Consider the following 16,494-nt stretch of genomic DNA (forward strand, 5'->3'; position numbering starts at 1 on the left):
TGAAGAGTTCCGCGGCCGGCAGGGTTCCGGAACGTTGATGCTTTCAGGCAGCTTAAGGCGAGGGTGATGGTTTACATCTGGAACGATCCGTCCGATGTCCCGGCGGACTTCGGCCCATCTGTTGTCACTTTCGGAAACTTCGACGGCGTTCACCGCGGCCACCAGCAGGTGCTGTCCCAGCTCATCCGGTCGGCCCGTCTCTCCCACGCCAAGGCTGTAGCAGTCACTTTCGACCCCCATCCGGCCCTCATCCACCGGCCCGAGGCCGCGCCGGAGTTGATCATGGGACTGGATGACAAGCTGGAGGCACTGGGCGGGCTGGGCCTGGACGCCATCCTGGTGGTCAAGTACTCGCTGGACCTCGCCAGCCTTACGGCCGAAGAGTTCGTGGAGCAGTACCTGGTGGACTGCCTGCACGCCAGCCATGTGGTCATCGGCCACGACGCCCGTTTTGGGCGGGGCAACTCCGGCGACCTGGACACCATGAAGGCGCTGGGCGAAAAATTCAGCTTCGACGTGCAGGTCATCAGCGAGTTCGGGGCCGAGGGCTACCCCCTGCATGACGACGACGGCACGGACCGCCGCTGCTCCTCCACCTGGGTGCGTGAAGCGCTGCAGGCGGGAGACGTCACCACCGCCGCCTCGGTCCTGGGCCGGCCGCACCGGATGCGCGGTGAAGTGGTCCACGGCGCCGCCCGCGGCAGGGCACTGGGGTTCCCCACGGCGAACCTCGCCTCCAACGCCACGGGACTGATTCCCGCCGACGGCATTTACGCCGGCTGGCTCGTGGACCAGGCCGGTAAACGCTGGCCGGCAGCCATCTCCGTGGGCTCCAACCCCACCTTCGACGGCGTCAGCCGCCAGGTCGAGGCGCACGTGATCGACAGGCCAAAGGAAGCCGTGGAGGACTTCGATCTGTACGGCCAGACAGTAGTGGTTGAATTCGTGGAGCGGCTCCGCGGCATGGTGGCCTACCGTGGCCCTGAGGCCCTGGTGGAACAAATGCGGCTGGATGTGGCCCAGGCCCACCAGCTCCTGGGCGGCCGCTGACCGCAGCATCGGCCGGGGTGACAACAACGAAAGGCAGTACGTGTCCGTCGAGAAGAACACCCGCAAGCTGGATAAGGGGATTGTCCGCGACTTCAGTTCACGGATGAGCTACGCCTCCTACCTGCAGCTTCCCACCCTGCTCAGCGCGCAGCAGCCGGTCAGCCAGCCCGAACACCACGATGAGCTGCTGTTCATCATCCAGCACCAGACCACGGAGCTGTGGCTGAAACTGGTCCTGCATGAACTGCGCAGCGCGGCCGCCTGGCTCCGCGAGGACGACCTCGGCTCGGCGCTCAAGGGCATCGCCCGGGTCAAGCACATCCAGAAGACCCTCACCGAGCAGTGGTCTGTCCTGGCCACCCTGACACCCACCGAGTACTCGCAGTTCCGCGGCTTCCTGGGCAACTCATCCGGTTTCCAGTCCGCCCAGTACCGGGCCGTGGAGTTCGTCCTGGGAAACAAAAACCGTAAGGTGCTGCCGGTCTTCGAATCGGACCCGGAGGCCTACGCCATGCTGGAGGAGCTCCTCGCAGCCCCCAGCATCTACGACGAATTCCTGGCCTACCTCTCCCGGCAGGGTTTCGATGTGCCCCGCGCGGTCCTGGACCGGGACGTGACCCGGGCGCACGAGTTCACCCCGGAACTGGTCCCGCTGTTCAAACACATCTATGAAAACGCGGCGGACAACTGGGCGGCGTACGAGGCATGCGAGGAACTGGTGGACCTGGAGGACAACTTCCAGCTCTGGCGTTTCAGGCACCTGCGCACCGTCCAGCGGACCATCGGCATGAAGACCGGCACCGGGGGGTCCAGCGGGGTGACCTTCCTGCAGAAGGCCCTGGAACTGACATTCTTCCCGGAACTATTCGCCGTCAGGACGGAGATCGGACAATGAGCATCCACCAGGAAAACCCCACTGAGGTGACCGCCGAAGAACTCCGCCGCCGGGCCGGGGAGCTGGACCGCCGGGACGCCTTGGCACGCTACCGGGACCACTTCATTGGGACGGACACACCCCTGTCCTACCTGGACGGGAACTCCCTGGGCCGGCCCCTGAAGCGGACCGCCGACGACGTGGCCGCCTTCATCCGGGACGAGTGGGGCGGCCGCCTGATCCGCGGCTGGGACGAACGGTGGCTGAACATGCCGCAGGCCATCGGGGACCAGCTGGGCCGCGCTGTCCTGGGGGCGGCACCGGGGCAAACCATCATTGCCGACTCCACCACCGTGGTGCTTTACAAGCTGATCCGGGCAGCCCTTGCGGCGGTGCAGGACCCGGACCGCAACGAACTGGTGCTGGACACCGAAAACTTTCCCACCGACCGCTACCTGGTGGAGGGCATCGCCCTCGAGGAAGGCCTGACCCTCCGCTGGATCGAACCGGACCCCGCGGCCGGGGTGACCCTTGAGCAGGTGCGCCAGGCCACCGGGCCGCGCACCGCCGTCGTCCTTCTCAGCCAGATTGCCTACCGCTCGGGCCACCTTGCGGACCTGCCGGGCATCACCGCGGCAGTGCACGACGCCGGCGCCCTGGTGGTGTGGGATCTTTGCCATTCGGCGGGGTCGGTGGAGATCGGCCTGGATGGCGCGGACGTGGACTTTGCTGCCGGCTGCACCTACAAGTACCTCAACGGGGGGCCCGGATCCCCGGCGTTCGCCTACATCAATGCCCGGCACCTGCCCTCGCTGAACCAGCCGATCTGGGGTTGGATGGGGCGAAAGGACGCCTTCGAGATGGCCGCAGGCTACGAGCCGGCCTCCGGCATCCGCGGCTTCCTCAGCGGCACACCCGCCATCTTCGGGATGCTCGCCATGCAGGGGACCCTGGACCTCATCGAGGAGGGGTCCATGGCGGCCATCCGGGAGAAATCCGTGGCGCTGACCTCCTTCGCCGTGGAGGTCTTCGATGCCTGGCTTGCACCGCTGGGCGCGCAGCTGGCATCGCCGCGGGATCCGGGGGAGCGGGGTGGCCACATCACGGTTGACCACCCGGACTTCACCAAGGCCGCGGTCGAGGCACTCTGGGACGGGGACGTCATCCCCGACTTCCGGGCGCCGCACGGCATCCGGGTTGGGCTGTCCCCGCTGAGTACCAGCTTCGACGAAGTACTCCAGGGCATGGCGGCCATCAGGGACCGGCTGCGGGGCTGACCGCAGCACTGTTTCGACAACGTTAGGCCGGGGCCGGTAAACTGGACGATGGATCCGGCTGCAGTCCGTGGCGGCTGGCTCCTGTTGTTTGCGGCCTGCCCCGGTTTTCCGGATCGGGACGTACGCGGCAGACCCGGCGGTGAGTTACTGACCTGGGCCCTCACGGCACATCCCAAGGAGTTATTGTGGCACTTGACGCCGCTGTAAAGCAGTCCATCATCAAGGAATACGCAACCGCCGAAGGCGACACCGGTTCACCCGAGGTCCAGGTTGCTGTCCTGACCCAGCGGATCAAGGATCTGACTGAGCACATGAAGGAGCACAAGCACGACTACCACACCCAGCGCGGTCTGCTGGGCATGGTTGGTCGCCGCAAGCGCATGCTTGGCTACCTCAAGAAGACTGACATCGCCCGCTACCGTTCGCTCATCGAGCGCCTCGGCCTGCGCCGCTAGTCTGGCTTTGGGGCGGCCCAATCCACATGGAACGGGCCGCCTTCTTCAAATGAAAAACTAAACAGGAGGATCAACCGCATCACGCATTCGCGGTCCTCGGTAGTGATCCCCGGGAACGGCTTCGTTGACTGAAGCCGGCGGCCCGTGGGTCTCGATCGATGACCGGGTGCAGGGCCAGTAGACAGATGCTGGCCGGGTTGATGCGGCTGGACTTCCGTCAAACAGAAACGGAGGTGACTCTCTTGGAGGGTCCCGAAATCCAGTTCTCGGAAGCAGTCATTGACAATGGCCGTTTCGGCAAGCGCGTAATCCGCTTCGAAACCGGCCGCCTCGCCAAGCAGGCAGCCGGCGCAGCCATGGTGTACATCGACGATGACACCGCGCTGCTGTCCGCCACCACCGCGGGCAAGCACCCGCGTGAAGGCTTCGACTTCTTCCCGCTGACGGTCGACGTCGAAGAGCGCATGTACGCTGCCGGCCGCATCCCGGGCTCGTTCTTCCGCCGCGAAGGCCGTCCGTCCACCGAAGCCATCCTGGCCTGCCGCCTGATGGACCGCCCGCTGCGCCCCGCCTTCATCAAGGGCCTGCGCAACGAGGTCCAGATCGTGGTGACCGTCCTGGCCATCAACCCGGACGAACTGTACGACGTGGTGGCCATCAACGCTTCCTCGATGTCCACCCAGCTGTCCGGCCTCCCGTTCTCCGGCCCCATCGGCGGCGTCCGCGTCGCCCTGGTGGCAGACGAAAACGGATCGCAGTGGGTTGCCTTCCCCAAGCACTCGCAGCTGGAAAACTCCGTGTTCAACATGGTGGTTGCCGGCCGCGTTGCCGGTGACGACGTCGCCATAATGATGGTTGAGGCCGAAGCCACGGACAACTCCTGGAACCTGATCAAGGAACAGGGCGCCACCGCCCCGACCGAAGAGGTCGTGGCCGAGGGCCTCGAGGCCGCCAAGCCGTTCATCAAGGCACTCTGCGACGCCCAGTCCGACCTGGCGGCCCGCGCCGCCAAGCCGACCGTCGAGTTCCCGGTCTTCCTGGACTACCAGGACGACGTCTACGCCGCGGTGGAAGCCGCCGGCGCCGAGAAGCTGGCCGCGGTCTTCCAGATCGCCGACAAGCAGGAACGCGACACCGCCTCCGACGCGCTCAAGGATGAGGTTGTCTCCTCCCTGGCCGGCCAGTTCGAAGGCCGCGAGAAGGAACTCTCCGCAGCCTTCCGCTCCGTCACCAAGCAGGTCGTGCGCCAGCGCATCCTCAAGGACCAGGTCCGCATCGACGGCCGTGGCCTGACGGACATCCGCCAGCTCACCGCCGAGGTCGAGGTCCTGCCCCGCGTCCACGGTTCGGCCATCTTCGAACGCGGCGAGACCCAGATCATGGGTGTCACCACGCTGAACATGCTCAAGATGGAACAGCAGATCGACTCGCTGTCGCCGGTGACGCGCAAGCGCTACATGCACAACTACAACTTCCCGCCGTACTCCACCGGTGAGACCGGCCGCGTCGGTTCGCCGAAGCGCCGCGAAATCGGCCACGGTGCCCTGGCAGAACGCGCCATCGTGCCCGTGCTGCCGTCCCGCGAGGAATTCCCCTACGCCATCCGCCAGGTGTCTGAGGCTCTCAGCTCCAACGGTTCGACGTCGATGGGTTCCGTCTGCGCCTCCACCCTGTCGCTGCTGAACGCCGGTGTGCCGCTGAAGGCCGCCGTCGCCGGCATCGCCATGGGCCTGGTCTCCGACCAGGTGGACGGTCAGACCCGCTACGCCGCCCTGACCGATATCCTCGGCGCCGAAGATGCCTTCGGTGACATGGACTTCAAGGTCGCCGGCACCTCCGAGTTCGTCACGGCCATCCAGCTGGACACTAAGCTCGACGGCATCCCGGCCTCCGTGCTGGCAGCGGCCCTCAAGCAGGCCCGCGAAGCCCGCCTGCACATCCTGGACGTCCTGAACTCCGCGATCGACACCCCGGACGAGCTCTCCGAGTTCGCTCCGCGCGTCATCGCCGTCAAGATCCCCGTGGACAAGATCGGCGAGGTCATTGGCCCCAAGGGCAAGATGATCAACCAGATCCAGGAGGACACCGGCGCCGACATCTCCATCGAGGACGACGGCACCGTCTACATTGGCGCCACCAACGGTCCGTCTGCCGACGCAGCACGCTCCGCCATTAACGCCATTGCCAACCCGCAGGTCCCGGAAATCGGCGAGCGATACCTGGGTACGGTCGTCAAGACCACCACCTTCGGTGCCTTCGTGTCGCTGACCCCCGGCAAGGACGGGCTCCTGCACATCTCCGAGCTCCGCAAGCTGGCCAACGGCAAGCGCGTGGACAACGTGGAGGACGTGGTCTCCGTCGGCCAGAAGATCCAGGTGGAAATCACCAAGATCGACGACCGCGGAAAGCTCTCGCTCGCCCCGGTGGTAGCTGAGGAAGAGGCTCCGGCCGACTCCGAGCGCGCCCACGCCACGGAGCCTGCTGAAGGCGCCGACGTCTAACAGCCCGGGCTTCCCGGCACAAGCATGAAGCGGCGGGACCGGTGGATGATCCACCGGTCCCGCCGCTGTTACGATGGCAGCCAGATCCGGCTGCCCGTCCTGAAAGGCATCAATGACTGTTGTACCCCTGCCGCTTGAGCAGAACCACGCCGGCGACACTCTGGTCCACGGCTCCGACGGCGGGTCCGAGGTCCGGCGTTCCGTGCTGCCAGGGGGAGTGCGGGTACTGACGGAAGCGATGCCGGGCCAGCGGTCAGCCACCATCGGGTTCTGGGTCGGCGTCGGGTCCCGCGACGAAGCTCCCGGCCAGCACGGATCCACACACTTCCTGGAGCACCTGCTGTTCAAGGGCACCAAGCGCCGCACGGCCCTGGAAATTGCTTCCGCCTTTGATGAGGTGGGCGGCGAATCGAACGCGGCCACCGCCAAGGAAAGCACCTGCTACTTTGCCAGGGTCCTGGACTCGGACCTGCCCATGGCCATCGACGTCATTGCGGACATGATCACCGGCGCCGTGCTGGATCCCGCAGAAATGGAGCAGGAACGGGACGTCATCCTGGAGGAAATCGCCATGGACAGCGATGATCCCACCGACGTTGCGCACGAGCACTTTGTCGCCGCCGTCCTCGGCAGCCACCCGCTTGGCCGCCCCATCGGGGGGACCCCCGCCGCGATCAAGGCCGTCGCCCGGGACTCCGTATGGGAGCACTACCGCAGGTTCTACAAGCCGGAGGAACTGGTCATCACCGCCGCGGGCGGGCTGGATCACGACGTCGTCTGCGGACTCGTGGTGGATGCCCTCGAGACCGCGGGGTGGTCCCTGATGCCGGACGCGGCGCCGGTGCAGCGCCGTTCCACCGAGCGTGCCATGATCACCGGGACAGCAGGACTGCACGTGGTCAAGCGCGCGGTGGAGCAGGCGAACATCATCATGGGATGCCCCACGATCGTGGCCACCGACGAACGCCGCTACGTCATGAGCGTCCTGAACGCGGTGCTGGGCGGCGGCATGTCTTCCAGGCTGTTCCAGGAAGTCCGCGAGAAGCGCGGCCTGGTGTACTCCACCTACTCCTTTGCGTCGTCCTACGCCGACGCCGGCTACTTCGGGATGTATGCGGGCTGCACGCCGTCGAAGGTCCGGCAGGTGCTGGACCTGCTGGCGATCGAGCTGGACAAGCTCGCCGAACACGGAATCTCCGAGGATGAACTCCGCAAAGCCGTGGGACAGCTTGGCGGCGGAATTGTCCTGGCCCTGGAGGACACGGGCTCCCGGATGTCCCGGCTCGGCAGGGCCGAACTGGTCTCCGGCGAATACCAGGACATCGACGAGACCCTGCGGCTGATTAAAGCCGTCACCACCGAGCAGGTCCAGGAGCTGGCCGCCGAACTCGCTGCCGCGCCGCGGACCGTCACCGTGGTGGGCCCGTTCGACGAGACGGAAACCTTCGGGCTGTAGGAAGCTGGCGCGGTTGCCCTGCGCGGTCCATCCTGAGTATGGGGGTGATCTTCGGCAGGGGGTAGCGTGGCGATGGACGGGCCGGCATTGGAGCGCGGGCATCCTGCGTTGACAGGCTTGTTGGGTCTCTGGCGGGGCCGCACCCAGATAGCGTCCGGTCCCTGGGGCCCGGCGCGCACGGTGGACGCCCAGGTGTCCTACAGCCGGGTTGCCGGAGGCCTCCGCGTGGTCCAGAGCTATCGTCACCTTGAACCGGATGGCGGCCATTTCGAGGGCCACGGCATCTTCACGGTCGATCCGGTCCACAACGATGTGCTGTGGTACTACGTCGACAGCGCCGGCGTGCCGCCCGGTACCGCCGCCCGCTGCACCTGGCGCAACGGCATCCTCCGCGTCGAGCGCCACAGTGCCGCCGGCTCGACACAGCATTCCATTTGGGTGGAGGACGGCGTCCTGACGCACGTCACCGAGTTACGGGCAATCGGCAAGGACGACGGCGGCGACAGCCTTGACGCCGGCACCAACGGCAAAGCTTCGGCCTACAGGCCGTTCATGCGCTCGGTCTTCCACCGCGACTGAGCGCAGGGTCAGGCCGCGGCCTCGATGATGCGGGTCCTGGGCGCACCGGCGAGGGCAGGGGCGTTGGCAGGTGAACGCCACACATGCTCCTGCAGGTTCGAGAGCAAGCGCTCCGCCTGGCTCAAGTCTGCAAAGTCGAGCTCCACCACGATGTAGTGCGGGTCCCCGACTGGTTGGCCTATGCGGTGGGAGAGTACGCCGGCAGCCGCTCTGTTCACCGGGTCGCGGTCAAAAGCGGTCTTCCAGGTTGGGAAGTCCGTGATGGTGTGTTCGATCTGCAGGGTGTACATCGGAAAGTCTCCTTTTCCTCATCCAGACCACTTGGATACCGACGACTGGATAACACTGCCCAAGGTAGACCCGCCCGCATCCATCGGGTATCCCAGAATTCTGGGTGGCACGGTCCGACAACACAGTGGGAAGGACTAACGCATACTGGGGGAATGACGAGGGCGTGGACGCTGGCCCGAAGCCTTGAACACATCCGGGTTCTTGCTGGATCCGTCCTGGACCACCAAGCTCTCCGAAAAACCGTGCTCGCAGAAATGGGCACGATAATCCCCTTCGATGCATTCGTTTGGCCTCTTTGCGACCCTCGCACAACGGTAGGCATGGCACCTCGGGCCAGGATTCCCTGCCCGGAGGAATTGCCCGCTCTCATCCGCCTCAAGTACCTTTCCCGTCCGGCGCGCTGGACCGGGTTGGTGTCTTCTTCAGTCCCCGCACTGAGCCTCCAGCATGCAACCGACGGTGATCCTGCCCGCAGCCTGATGTGGACGGGAGTACTGAATCGCTACGACGTTCGCGACGTACTGTCAGTCGTCTTCGCCGACAAGCACGGGTGCTGGGCATGGCTTGATCTCTGGCGGACGGGAGAGGCGGGCCACTTCACCGAACAAGAAACCACTTACCTTGCTGAGCTGGCAGCGGAACTGACGCCAGGACTGCGGCGTTCCATGGCCAGGCAATTCAATGCAGGAACAGCACCGGACGCCATCAGTGGGCCGGATCTGGCTGCCCGGCCGGATGTTGGGCGGCAGGAATTACCCGAGCAGGCTGTCCTGACTTTAAGCGAAGACCTCGCGGTTGTTGGCCGGACTGAATCGGTCAACGACTGGCTCCATCTGTTGCAGCCCGGCCCCAGCCCGCATCACCAAGTCCCGGCCGAGGTGCTGAACGTTGCCGCGCAGTTGCTCGCGAGGGAGGCCGGAGTGGACGACCATGACGCGGAGAGCAGGGTGCATATTGGTTCTGGCAGATGGGCCCTGCTGCGAGCCAACCGGATTGCCCCGGCCGCAGAACGGTCCGCACCGCCGCTGGCCGTGACCATTCAGGGCTGTATGCCTTCCGACCGGGTGGAAGTCTTTGCCCGTGCATTCGGCCTTACGCCCCGGCAGAGGGAGCTGTTGTGGTTGGTTGCCGCCGGTGCGGACACAGGAACTATGGCGGAGGCGCAGGGAGTGACCCCATACACCGTCCAGGACCAGTTCAAGCAGATTTTCCTGAGCTGCGGAGTCCACAGCCGCCCGGCATTGATGGCCATGGCGCTTGGAACCGGCTCACGGGGGTAACAATGGCTGCCTGGAACCACGGTTTTTTCCTTATCACCATGGACGGCGGACCACCAGCGTTGGCGGCACAAGGGGCGGCAGGACTATCACGACAGCAGCAACTGCCATTTGTCTAGTGGATCCGGCGGCAGGCGGAATGGCGTGGCGTAGAAGTCGTCCCATATCGGATCCGCCGGCGACAGTTCATCCGGGTCAAGGAAGCGGTCGCCGGGCGGCTCTTCACATGGCACTGCCGGTATATCCGGCCAATCCGGCATCTCGGTTAGTAACTCCTGGATGGCGGGTGGCCAGTGGGTTGGTTCGGGGTCGTGGTGTTCGGGTTTGTAGTGGCGTCCGGTGGGTGAGGTCCACCCGGGTGGTCCGTTTTGGGTGGCGGGGTCGGGGATCCAGGGCCGGGCGTGTTTGAGCCGGTGGTGTTTTGGGCAGAGTTGTGCCAGGTTGCTGGTGCCGGTGGTTCCGCCGTGTTCCCAGGCGGTGAGGTGGTCGGTTTCGTTGTCGGGGGTGCGGTTGCTGCAGCCGGGGAAGGTGCATCTGCCGTCGCGCATGCGGATCCATTGTTTGATTGTTTCGGGGAGCCGGTAGCGGGTGCGGCCGATCTCCAGCGGGGCACCGTCGCGGGGGTCGACCAGGACCCGGTAGAACGATTCCGCGCCGTCCGCGACGAGTTGGCGTGCAATGGATGCCGGGATGGGGCCGTGGCCATCCAGTTCTGCGGGTTCGTCGGTGATGCCGAGCAGGGCGCACACCGGGACCAAGACCAGCACGTCGGCCCGTGGGGTGGGGACTTTCCCGATCTCACCGGTGCTTCCGTTGGCCTGGGTTGCGTCGGTGGTGTTGCTGGCGCCGAGGAGTAGTGATGCTGCGATGTCGGAGCGGAGTTGGGTGAGGGTGCGGTGCTCGTCGGGTCCCTGCAACCCGCGGGCGGTGGCGGTGGTGCGGTTCCAAATGGCGCACGCTGTGTCGCCGGGGAGGTAGAGGGAGAGCCAGGCCATCCCGTCGCGGTCCGGGGTGTATTCCATCCGCCGGTCCGAAACCCCTTTGGCGTGTCGCTTCTCGATCGATTCCGGGTGGCGGCGTTCCCGCCAGCCCCGGACCTTGGCCCGGAACCGGGATGGGACCAGTTCGCCGGGGGCGGCGCCGCGGGCGGGGATGGGGGCATCGGGGTCGAAGAAGTGTGCCACCAGGGCGGCGGCACCGTCCGGGGTGAGGCCCTCGGTTTCGTCGGCAACAATCCTCGCGTGCTGCCAGGACAGGGCCCCGGCGGCCAAAGCCTCAAGGACCTGCGGGAGGGAACACACCCGCCGGGACTGTTCCACGAACGCCCCGGCAGCGCCGGAGCTGATGGTCAGGACCCCGGCGATCTCCTCCACTGCTGACATCTCCGCATACGTGCGTTCGTGCACCGGCGCGTCCGGGGCGAGCATCGAGTGCTGGAACCCAACACACTCCGCCGCGTCCCGGGCTTTCACCGCAGCGAGCTGCGCCTCCAGCCGCTTCACCACCTCCAGCCGTTCCAGCCGGAGTTCATACCGCCGCTGCAAAACGTCCACGTCAGCACCAATACCCGCCCCGGCAGCCAGGAGACCATCCTCACGGTCCAGCACATCGAGGGCAGCAACAGAGGAGTGAACACCCTCCAAAACCACCCCGCCACCGATGCTGGTTCTCATACGAACATCATCCATCGAGGCACTGACATTCGAAGCCGCCCCAGGCAATCCAGAAGGCCGCGGCAGGCTCAACGAGCCGTTCCGGCTACAACCCGGATGTCTATCCGCCCGCGAACGGAGGCAGCACATCCACCACGTCGTCCGGACCAAGAACGGTCGAGTGGTTCCGCACGGCCACCTCATTGAGCAGGAAGCTGCTGCGGGAAAGGATGCGCGGAAGCGGCGGCGTCCCGGCAGGGGGTTCGGCACGCTCCACGGCGAGCACCGCTTCCAGCAGGTCCGCGACGGTAGCACCATCCGGAAGTTCGAACTTTTCTTCCTCGAAGCCTGCGGCAGCGCGTGCGGCAGCAAAATAGCGTACAAGCATCTGTCTCAGCCCCCGATGGCGCTCATGCTGCGGTCCGGCTGGACGAAGTCCGGAGCGTCCAGCCCCACGTGGTCCATGCCGTGGGCTTTCGGTTTGATCCACATGGCGTCCTGCCACCGCTGCGCCAGTTCCCGGTCGTCGGCGCCAGCGCGCAGCAGACCCAGCAGGTCGAACTCCTCGCGTGAGAACAGACAGCTCATGATTTTGCCCTCGGCAGTGATCCTGGTGCGTCGGCAGTCAGAGCAAAACGGCTCGGTGACGGAAGCGATAATTCCCACGGTTCCCAGCAGCGGACCGGACGAATCCGCAGAACCTGCCACCCGTCGTCGTACTTCAAACCGCTCGGCGGGGGCGCCGTCACGTGCCCGGGGATCGGGGGTGAGGACAAAGTCGCGGGACAGCAGTCCGCGGATCTCGGCGGCGGTGATCATGTTGCGGCGGGTCCAGCCGTGATCGGCGTCCAACGGCATCTGTTCGATGAAACGCAGTTCGTAGCCGCGCCCCAACGCCCAGTCGAGCAGCTGCGGCGATTCGGCGTCGTTGATGCCACGCATGAGGACGGCGTTCAGTTTGACCGGGCCCAGGCCCGCGGCCCAGGCGGCGTCCACGCCGGCCAGGACCTGGTTCAGGAACGGGCGGCGGGTGAGCTTGGTGAACGTTTCCTCATGCAGGGAATCCAGCGAGACGTTGATGCGGGTCAGCCCCGCATCCTTGAGCGCCGGTGCCTTCTTCGCCAGGCCCACGCCGTTGGTAGTCATGGAGATCGGGAGGTCCGGGTGGTTGGCGCGCAGGGCCGCGATGATCTCCACGAGATCGTGCCTGACAAGCGGCTCGCCGCCCGTCAGCCGGAGTTCGCGGACCCCCAGCTGTTCCACGCCAACCTTGACAATCCGCACGATTTCCGCGGCGGACATCACTGCCTGCTTGGCCAGCCATTCCAAGCCCTCTGCCGGCATGCAGTAAGTGCAGCGGAGGTTGCATTTGTCCGTCAGGGACAGCCTCATGTCCGTGGCGCGGCGGCCATACCGATCCACCAGCCCGGCCGGGGCATCGGCCGGGCGGCGCGCGGGAACGCCGGGCAGCGCCGACGCTGCTTCCTCCCGCGGCTGCGGCATGCCTAGCTGGACACTCATGAACTCAGGCTACGCCACGTTGAGCCGGGCATCACACCTGTGACCAGAGTCAGGCGGACAAGACATATGGACGCACCGCCGCCGGCGACCCTTGGCAAACCTATGCTGGAAGATGTGAAGAGTTCCCAGCACCGGCACGCGGCGTACGACGACGGCGCCGGCCTTGGGGAGCGCAAGGAGAGTCCCGTCCCGCTGCAGGCAGTCCAACGCGCCAGGGGCGGTTGGGCTGCGGCTGCCGGGATAGCCGCGGCAGGCGCCGGTGTGGCGGTGGGGGAGTTGGCCGCCGGGGTTATCAGCCCATCTCTTTCACCCTTGACGGCCGTTGGCGGGGCCGTCATTGACGCCGTCCCGCCCGGCGTCAAGGACTGGGCCATCTCCGTCTTCGGCACGGCAGACAAGGCGGCGCTCCTGGTGGGAATGGCGCTGGTCATCGCCGCCCTGGCCGCGCTTGCCGGGGTCCTGGAGTATCGTCGGCGGTTCACTGGTGCTGCCGTGATGGGTGTCTTTGGGCTGGCCGGAGTGGCAGCGGTCCTGACGCGTTCCCAGGTGACCACCATGTCCCTCATCCCGCCGCTTCTGGCCGCGGGGGCCGCCGTCGTACTGTTGCGCGTCCTGGTGCCAAGGCTGCACGCGTGGGACGCGCTCGTGCCCGTCCACCCAACCGCCAGCCGGCCTGCTGCGGCTGGCGGAACCACGCCCGACCCCACGAACGGCCAACCCCGCCGCAGCTTTCTCCAGTTCCTCGGCATCACCGCAGCGGCTTCCGCAGTGGGGGGAGTACTGGCGGGAATCTGGCGCGGGGCCACCATGGCGGTCAGCGAAGCCAGGGCCCGCATTGCCCTTCCCGCGCCGGCGTCACCGGCACCAGCCATTCCGGCCGCTGCAGAGTCCGGCGTGGCTGACATGCCGCCGCTGGTCACCCCGAACCCGGACTTCTACCGGATCGACACCGCCCTGTCCGTCCCCGCGGTCAACCCGGACACCTGGGTCCTCAAGGTCACCGGAATGGTGGCCCGGGAAGTCCAGCTCTCCTACGCCGAGCTGCTCGCCAAGCCCCTGGCCGAACGCCACGTCACCATCGCGTGCGTCTCCAACGACGTTGGCGGCGACCTGATCGGCAACGCCCGCTGGCTGGGCTGGCCGGTCCGCGAACTTCTGGCCATGGCCGGTCCCCAGCCGGGGGCGGACATGGTCCTTTCCCGAAGCACCGACGGCTGGACCGCCGGAACGCCACTGGAGGTCCTCACCGACAACCGGGATGCCCTGCTTGCCGTGGGCATGAACGGAGAACCGCTGCCGCTCGAGCACGGCTTCCCGGTGCGCCTGGTGGTCCCGGGCCTTTACGGCTACGTATCGGCCACCAAGTGGGTCACGGAACTCAAAGTCACCAGGTTTGCTGATGACGCCGGGTACTGGACCCCGCGGGGGTGGTCCGAGCGCGGGCCCATCAAGACGTCGTCCCGCATCGACGTGCCCCGCAGCGGCCGCCCGGTCAATGCGGGAACGGTTGTTTTCGCCGGAGTCGCCTGGGCCCAGCACACCGGCGTCCGGAAAGTGGAACTGCGGATCAACCGGGGGCCGTGGCGGGAAGCCGAGCTGGCCCCCGGCATCTCGCTGGACACCTGGTACCAGTGGAAGCTGGCCGTTGACCTCACCCCCGGGCAGTATGAGGTGCAGGTCCGCGCCACCGACCTGAAGGGTACGCCCCAGGACGAAACCGCACGGCCGCCGGCACCCGACGGAGCCACCGGATTCCACACCGTTAGAGTGGACGTAAAATCCTGACGGCCCAGACCACCCGGCGGCCACGATCGAAGGCGTACCCATGACCAGCCACACCCTGCACGGCCACGACCGGCACCCGGCACAAGGTGCGCGGTCCGTCGCCGAGCATGCCGCCGCCGTCGCGGACCTCCTCCAGCAGTTCAGTGCAGCGGACCGCACAGAGATCCTGCCGCTCGGCCTGGCGCTGGGCCGAGGCCTGGCGCACGGATTCCTGGCACCGCTCAGCCTTCCCCCCTTCGCGAATTCCCAGATGGACGGCTATGCCGTCCGTTCCGCGGACATCCCCGACGAGGGCACCGACCTGCGCATCATGCCCCCCGTTCCCGCCGGGGCAAGCCCGCAACCGCTGCAGCCCGGAACAGCCGCGCCCATCATGACCGGTGCCATGATCCCGGCGGGGGCTGACGCCGTCGTACCTATCGAAAAGGCGATGCCTGACCACTTCCTCACGGAAGGAGCTGGCGCCCTTGTGACGCTGCCTGCCACCGCCCCGGGAACGTATGTGCGCGCCGCCGGGAGCGACATCGCGGCGGGGGAGCGGGCCCTCGCGGCCGGCACTTTCCTCGGTCCCGCCCAACTGGGGCTGCTCGCGGCGCTCGGAATGCCGGACGTGGAGGTCTACAGGACCGTCACCGTCCTGCTGGTCACCACCGGAGATGAAGTCGTCGAACCGGGCCGGCCACTGCCGGAGGGCAAGATCTACGACTCCAACGGAACCCTCCTGGAAGCGGCCATGCAGCAGGCAGGACTGACCGTCCGGCGCATTGGCATTTCCACCGACAATCCCGCGGAGCTGCTGACGCTGCTGCGCACCGGGAGCCAACGCGCCGACCTGATCGTGACCACGGGCGGGGTCAGCAAGGGCGCCTACGAGGTGGTGCGCCAGGCGATGGCGGACCAGCCCGTCGAGTTCCTCCACGTGGCCATGCAGCCAGGTGGCCCCCAGGGAATCGGAACGTTCGACGGCGTCCCCTTCCTTGGGTTTCCGGGCAATCCGGTCAGCTGCCTGGTGTCCTTCGAGATGTTCCTCCGTCCCGCCCTGTCCGCCTCGTTGGGGGCGCCGGCACCCAGGCTGCCGCTGCGCGCCCGCCTGGGCCAGCCGCTCACTTCACCCGGGCAGAAGCACCAGGTCCGGCGTGGAAGCCTGCAGCCGGACGGGACCGTACAGCTGGAGGGCGGCGAGGGATCGCACCTGATGCACGCCCTCGCGGGGTCCAACGTCCTGGTTCATGTCCCTGCCGGCGTCACGGAGCTCGCCGCCGGTGATGAGGTGGAAGTATGGATGCTGTGAACGCAGAACAAACCCCCGCATTGACGCACCTGCGCCAGGACGGCAGCGCCCAGATGGTGGATGTTTCCGCCAAGGCAGAGACAACCCGTGAGGCCACGGCCACCGCCACGGTCCGGACCACTCCAGAGGTGATGCAGCTCCTGGGCGCCGGCGGGCTCCCCAAGGGAGACGCCGTGGCCGTGGCACGCGTGGCCGGCATCATGGCCGCCAAGAAGACCCCGGACCTGATTCCGCTCTGCCATCCGCTGCCGCTTTCCAAAGTCACGGTCGATTTTGACCTCGGCGCGGACGCCGTCACCATCAGCTCCACCGTCAAGACCCGGGGCGTCACCGGCGTGGAAATGGAGGCCCTGACCGCCGCGTCCGTGGCAGCCCTCAGCGTCTACGACATGATCAAGGCCGTGGACAAGCATGCCGTCCTGACGGACATCAAAGTGCTGGCCAAGACCGGCGGCAAGAGCGGAGACTGGGCCCTGTGACCACCA

15 protein-coding genes are annotated in these 16,494 nt (G+C 66.6%); 11 read left to right on the forward strand and 4 right to left on the reverse strand.

The window, feature by feature from the left end:
- Positions 1–66: 66 nt before the first annotated feature.
- From ACTAQI_RS02470 to ACTAQI_RS02500, 7 genes are all read left to right on the forward strand, one after another.
- Positions 67–1,050, forward strand: a complete 984-nt coding sequence (locus ACTAQI_RS02470; protein WP_457949329.1) for a bifunctional riboflavin kinase/FAD synthetase — start codon at positions 67–69, stop codon at positions 1,048–1,050.
- Positions 1,051–1,090: 40 nt separating this feature from the next.
- Complete coding sequence (gene kynA / locus ACTAQI_RS02475; protein ID WP_457950969.1) at positions 1,091–1,945, forward strand: tryptophan 2,3-dioxygenase; 855 nt, start codon at positions 1,091–1,093, stop codon at positions 1,943–1,945.
- Positions 1,942–3,201, forward strand: a complete 1,260-nt coding sequence (locus ACTAQI_RS02480) for a kynureninase (protein WP_457949331.1) — start codon at positions 1,942–1,944, stop codon at positions 3,199–3,201. The genes kynA and ACTAQI_RS02480 overlap by 4 nt, the downstream gene beginning before the upstream one ends.
- A 185-nt stretch (positions 3,202–3,386) precedes the next feature.
- The gene (gene rpsO, locus ACTAQI_RS02485; protein ID WP_285245402.1) at positions 3,387–3,656 is read left to right on the forward strand and encodes a 30S ribosomal protein S15; all 270 of its coding nucleotides are present in this window, start codon (positions 3,387–3,389) and stop codon (positions 3,654–3,656) included.
- Positions 3,657–3,898: 242 nt separating this feature from the next.
- Complete coding sequence (locus ACTAQI_RS02490; RefSeq protein WP_457950970.1) at positions 3,899–6,157, forward strand: polyribonucleotide nucleotidyltransferase; 2,259 nt, start codon at positions 3,899–3,901, stop codon at positions 6,155–6,157.
- Between the two features lie 112 nt (positions 6,158–6,269).
- On the forward strand, positions 6,270–7,613 hold the full coding sequence (locus ACTAQI_RS02495; RefSeq protein ID WP_457949333.1) for a M16 family metallopeptidase: 1,344 nt from the start codon (positions 6,270–6,272) through the stop codon (positions 7,611–7,613).
- Between the two features lie 72 nt (positions 7,614–7,685).
- Entirely contained in the window at positions 7,686–8,192 is a 507-nt protein-coding gene (locus ACTAQI_RS02500) for a DUF1579 domain-containing protein (protein WP_457950971.1), read from the forward strand.
- A gap of 8 nt (positions 8,193–8,200) precedes the next feature.
- Here ACTAQI_RS02500 and ACTAQI_RS02505 read toward each other — a convergent pair whose 3' ends face one another.
- The gene (locus tag ACTAQI_RS02505; RefSeq protein WP_457949334.1) at positions 8,201–8,482 is read right to left on the reverse strand and encodes a hypothetical protein; all 282 of its coding nucleotides are present in this window, start codon (positions 8,480–8,482) and stop codon (positions 8,201–8,203) included.
- 414 nt (positions 8,483–8,896) lie between these two features.
- Here ACTAQI_RS02505 and ACTAQI_RS02510 point away from each other — a divergent pair, with 414 nt between their 5' ends.
- Positions 8,897–9,763 (forward strand): helix-turn-helix transcriptional regulator, encoded by an 867-nt coding sequence (locus ACTAQI_RS02510; protein WP_457949336.1) that lies wholly within the window; start codon positions 8,897–8,899, stop codon positions 9,761–9,763.
- Positions 9,764–9,849: 86 nt separating this feature from the next.
- On the opposite strand, the gene ACTAQI_RS02515 is transcribed toward ACTAQI_RS02510, so the two are convergent.
- The 3 genes from ACTAQI_RS02515 to moaA all read right to left on the reverse strand — a co-directional run bounded on the left by ACTAQI_RS02515 (position 9,850) and on the right by moaA (position 12,933).
- Positions 9,850–11,433 carry a DUF222 domain-containing protein gene (locus ACTAQI_RS02515; RefSeq protein ID WP_457949337.1) on the reverse strand — a complete coding sequence of 528 codons (1,584 nt, stop codon included), beginning with the start codon at positions 11,431–11,433 and terminating at the stop codon, positions 9,850–9,852.
- Positions 11,434–11,533: 100 nt separating this feature from the next.
- Positions 11,534–11,800 carry a MoaD/ThiS family protein gene (locus ACTAQI_RS02520; protein ID WP_457949338.1) on the reverse strand — a complete coding sequence of 89 codons (267 nt, stop codon included), beginning with the start codon at positions 11,798–11,800 and terminating at the stop codon, positions 11,534–11,536.
- A 5-nt stretch (positions 11,801–11,805) separates the two neighbouring features.
- On the reverse strand, positions 11,806–12,933 hold the full coding sequence (moaA, locus tag ACTAQI_RS02525) for a GTP 3',8-cyclase MoaA (protein WP_457949340.1): 1,128 nt from the start codon (positions 12,931–12,933) through the stop codon (positions 11,806–11,808).
- 261 nt (positions 12,934–13,194) lie between these two features.
- Here moaA and ACTAQI_RS02530 point away from each other — a divergent pair, with 261 nt between their 5' ends.
- Genes ACTAQI_RS02530 through moaC form a run of 3 tightly spaced genes read left to right on the forward strand, consistent with a single transcriptional unit; the run spans position 13,195 to position 16,488 of the window.
- Positions 13,195–14,718 (forward strand): molybdopterin-dependent oxidoreductase, encoded by a 1,524-nt coding sequence (locus ACTAQI_RS02530; RefSeq protein WP_457950972.1) that lies wholly within the window; start codon positions 13,195–13,197, stop codon positions 14,716–14,718.
- A gap of 40 nt (positions 14,719–14,758) precedes the next feature.
- Positions 14,759–16,009 (forward strand): molybdopterin molybdotransferase MoeA, encoded by a 1,251-nt coding sequence (locus ACTAQI_RS02535; protein WP_457949341.1) that lies wholly within the window; start codon positions 14,759–14,761, stop codon positions 16,007–16,009.
- Positions 15,997–16,488, forward strand: coding sequence for a cyclic pyranopterin monophosphate synthase MoaC (gene moaC / locus ACTAQI_RS02540; protein ID WP_457949342.1), 492 nt, complete (start codon positions 15,997–15,999; stop codon positions 16,486–16,488). Before ACTAQI_RS02535 ends, moaC begins: the two co-directional genes overlap by 13 nt.
- Positions 16,489–16,494 lie beyond the last annotated feature (6 nt).

The sequence above is a fragment of the Pseudarthrobacter sp. alpha12b genome (assembly GCF_054130495.1).

What these genes read in the sequence shown, in the direction of transcription:
- ACTAQI_RS02495 (WP_457949333.1), top strand. Translation starts at nt 6,270, where the DNA reads ATGACTGTTGTACCCCTGCCGCTTGAGCAGAACCACGCCGGCGACACT.
- ACTAQI_RS02535 (WP_457949341.1), top strand. Translation starts at nt 14,759, where the DNA reads ATGACCAGCCACACCCTGCACGGCCACGACCGGCACCCGGCACAAGGT.
- ACTAQI_RS02470 (WP_457949329.1), top strand. Translation starts at nt 67, where the DNA reads ATGGTTTACATCTGGAACGATCCGTCCGATGTCCCGGCGGACTTCGGC.
- ACTAQI_RS02520 (WP_457949338.1), bottom strand. Translation starts at nt 11,800, where the DNA reads ATGCTTGTACGCTATTTTGCTGCCGCACGCGCTGCCGCAGGCTTCGAG.
- ACTAQI_RS02505 (WP_457949334.1), bottom strand. Translation starts at nt 8,482, where the DNA reads ATGTACACCCTGCAGATCGAACACACCATCACGGACTTCCCAACCTGG.
- moaA (WP_457949340.1), bottom strand. Translation starts at nt 12,933, where the DNA reads ATGAGTGTCCAGCTAGGCATGCCGCAGCCGCGGGAGGAAGCAGCGTCG.
- ACTAQI_RS02515 (WP_457949337.1), bottom strand. Translation starts at nt 11,433, where the DNA reads ATGAGAACCAGCATCGGTGGCGGGGTGGTTTTGGAGGGTGTTCACTCC.
- ACTAQI_RS02500 (WP_457950971.1), top strand. Translation starts at nt 7,686, where the DNA reads ATGGACGGGCCGGCATTGGAGCGCGGGCATCCTGCGTTGACAGGCTTG.
- moaC (WP_457949342.1), top strand. Translation starts at nt 15,997, where the DNA reads ATGGATGCTGTGAACGCAGAACAAACCCCCGCATTGACGCACCTGCGC.
- ACTAQI_RS02480 (WP_457949331.1), top strand. Translation starts at nt 1,942, where the DNA reads ATGAGCATCCACCAGGAAAACCCCACTGAGGTGACCGCCGAAGAACTC.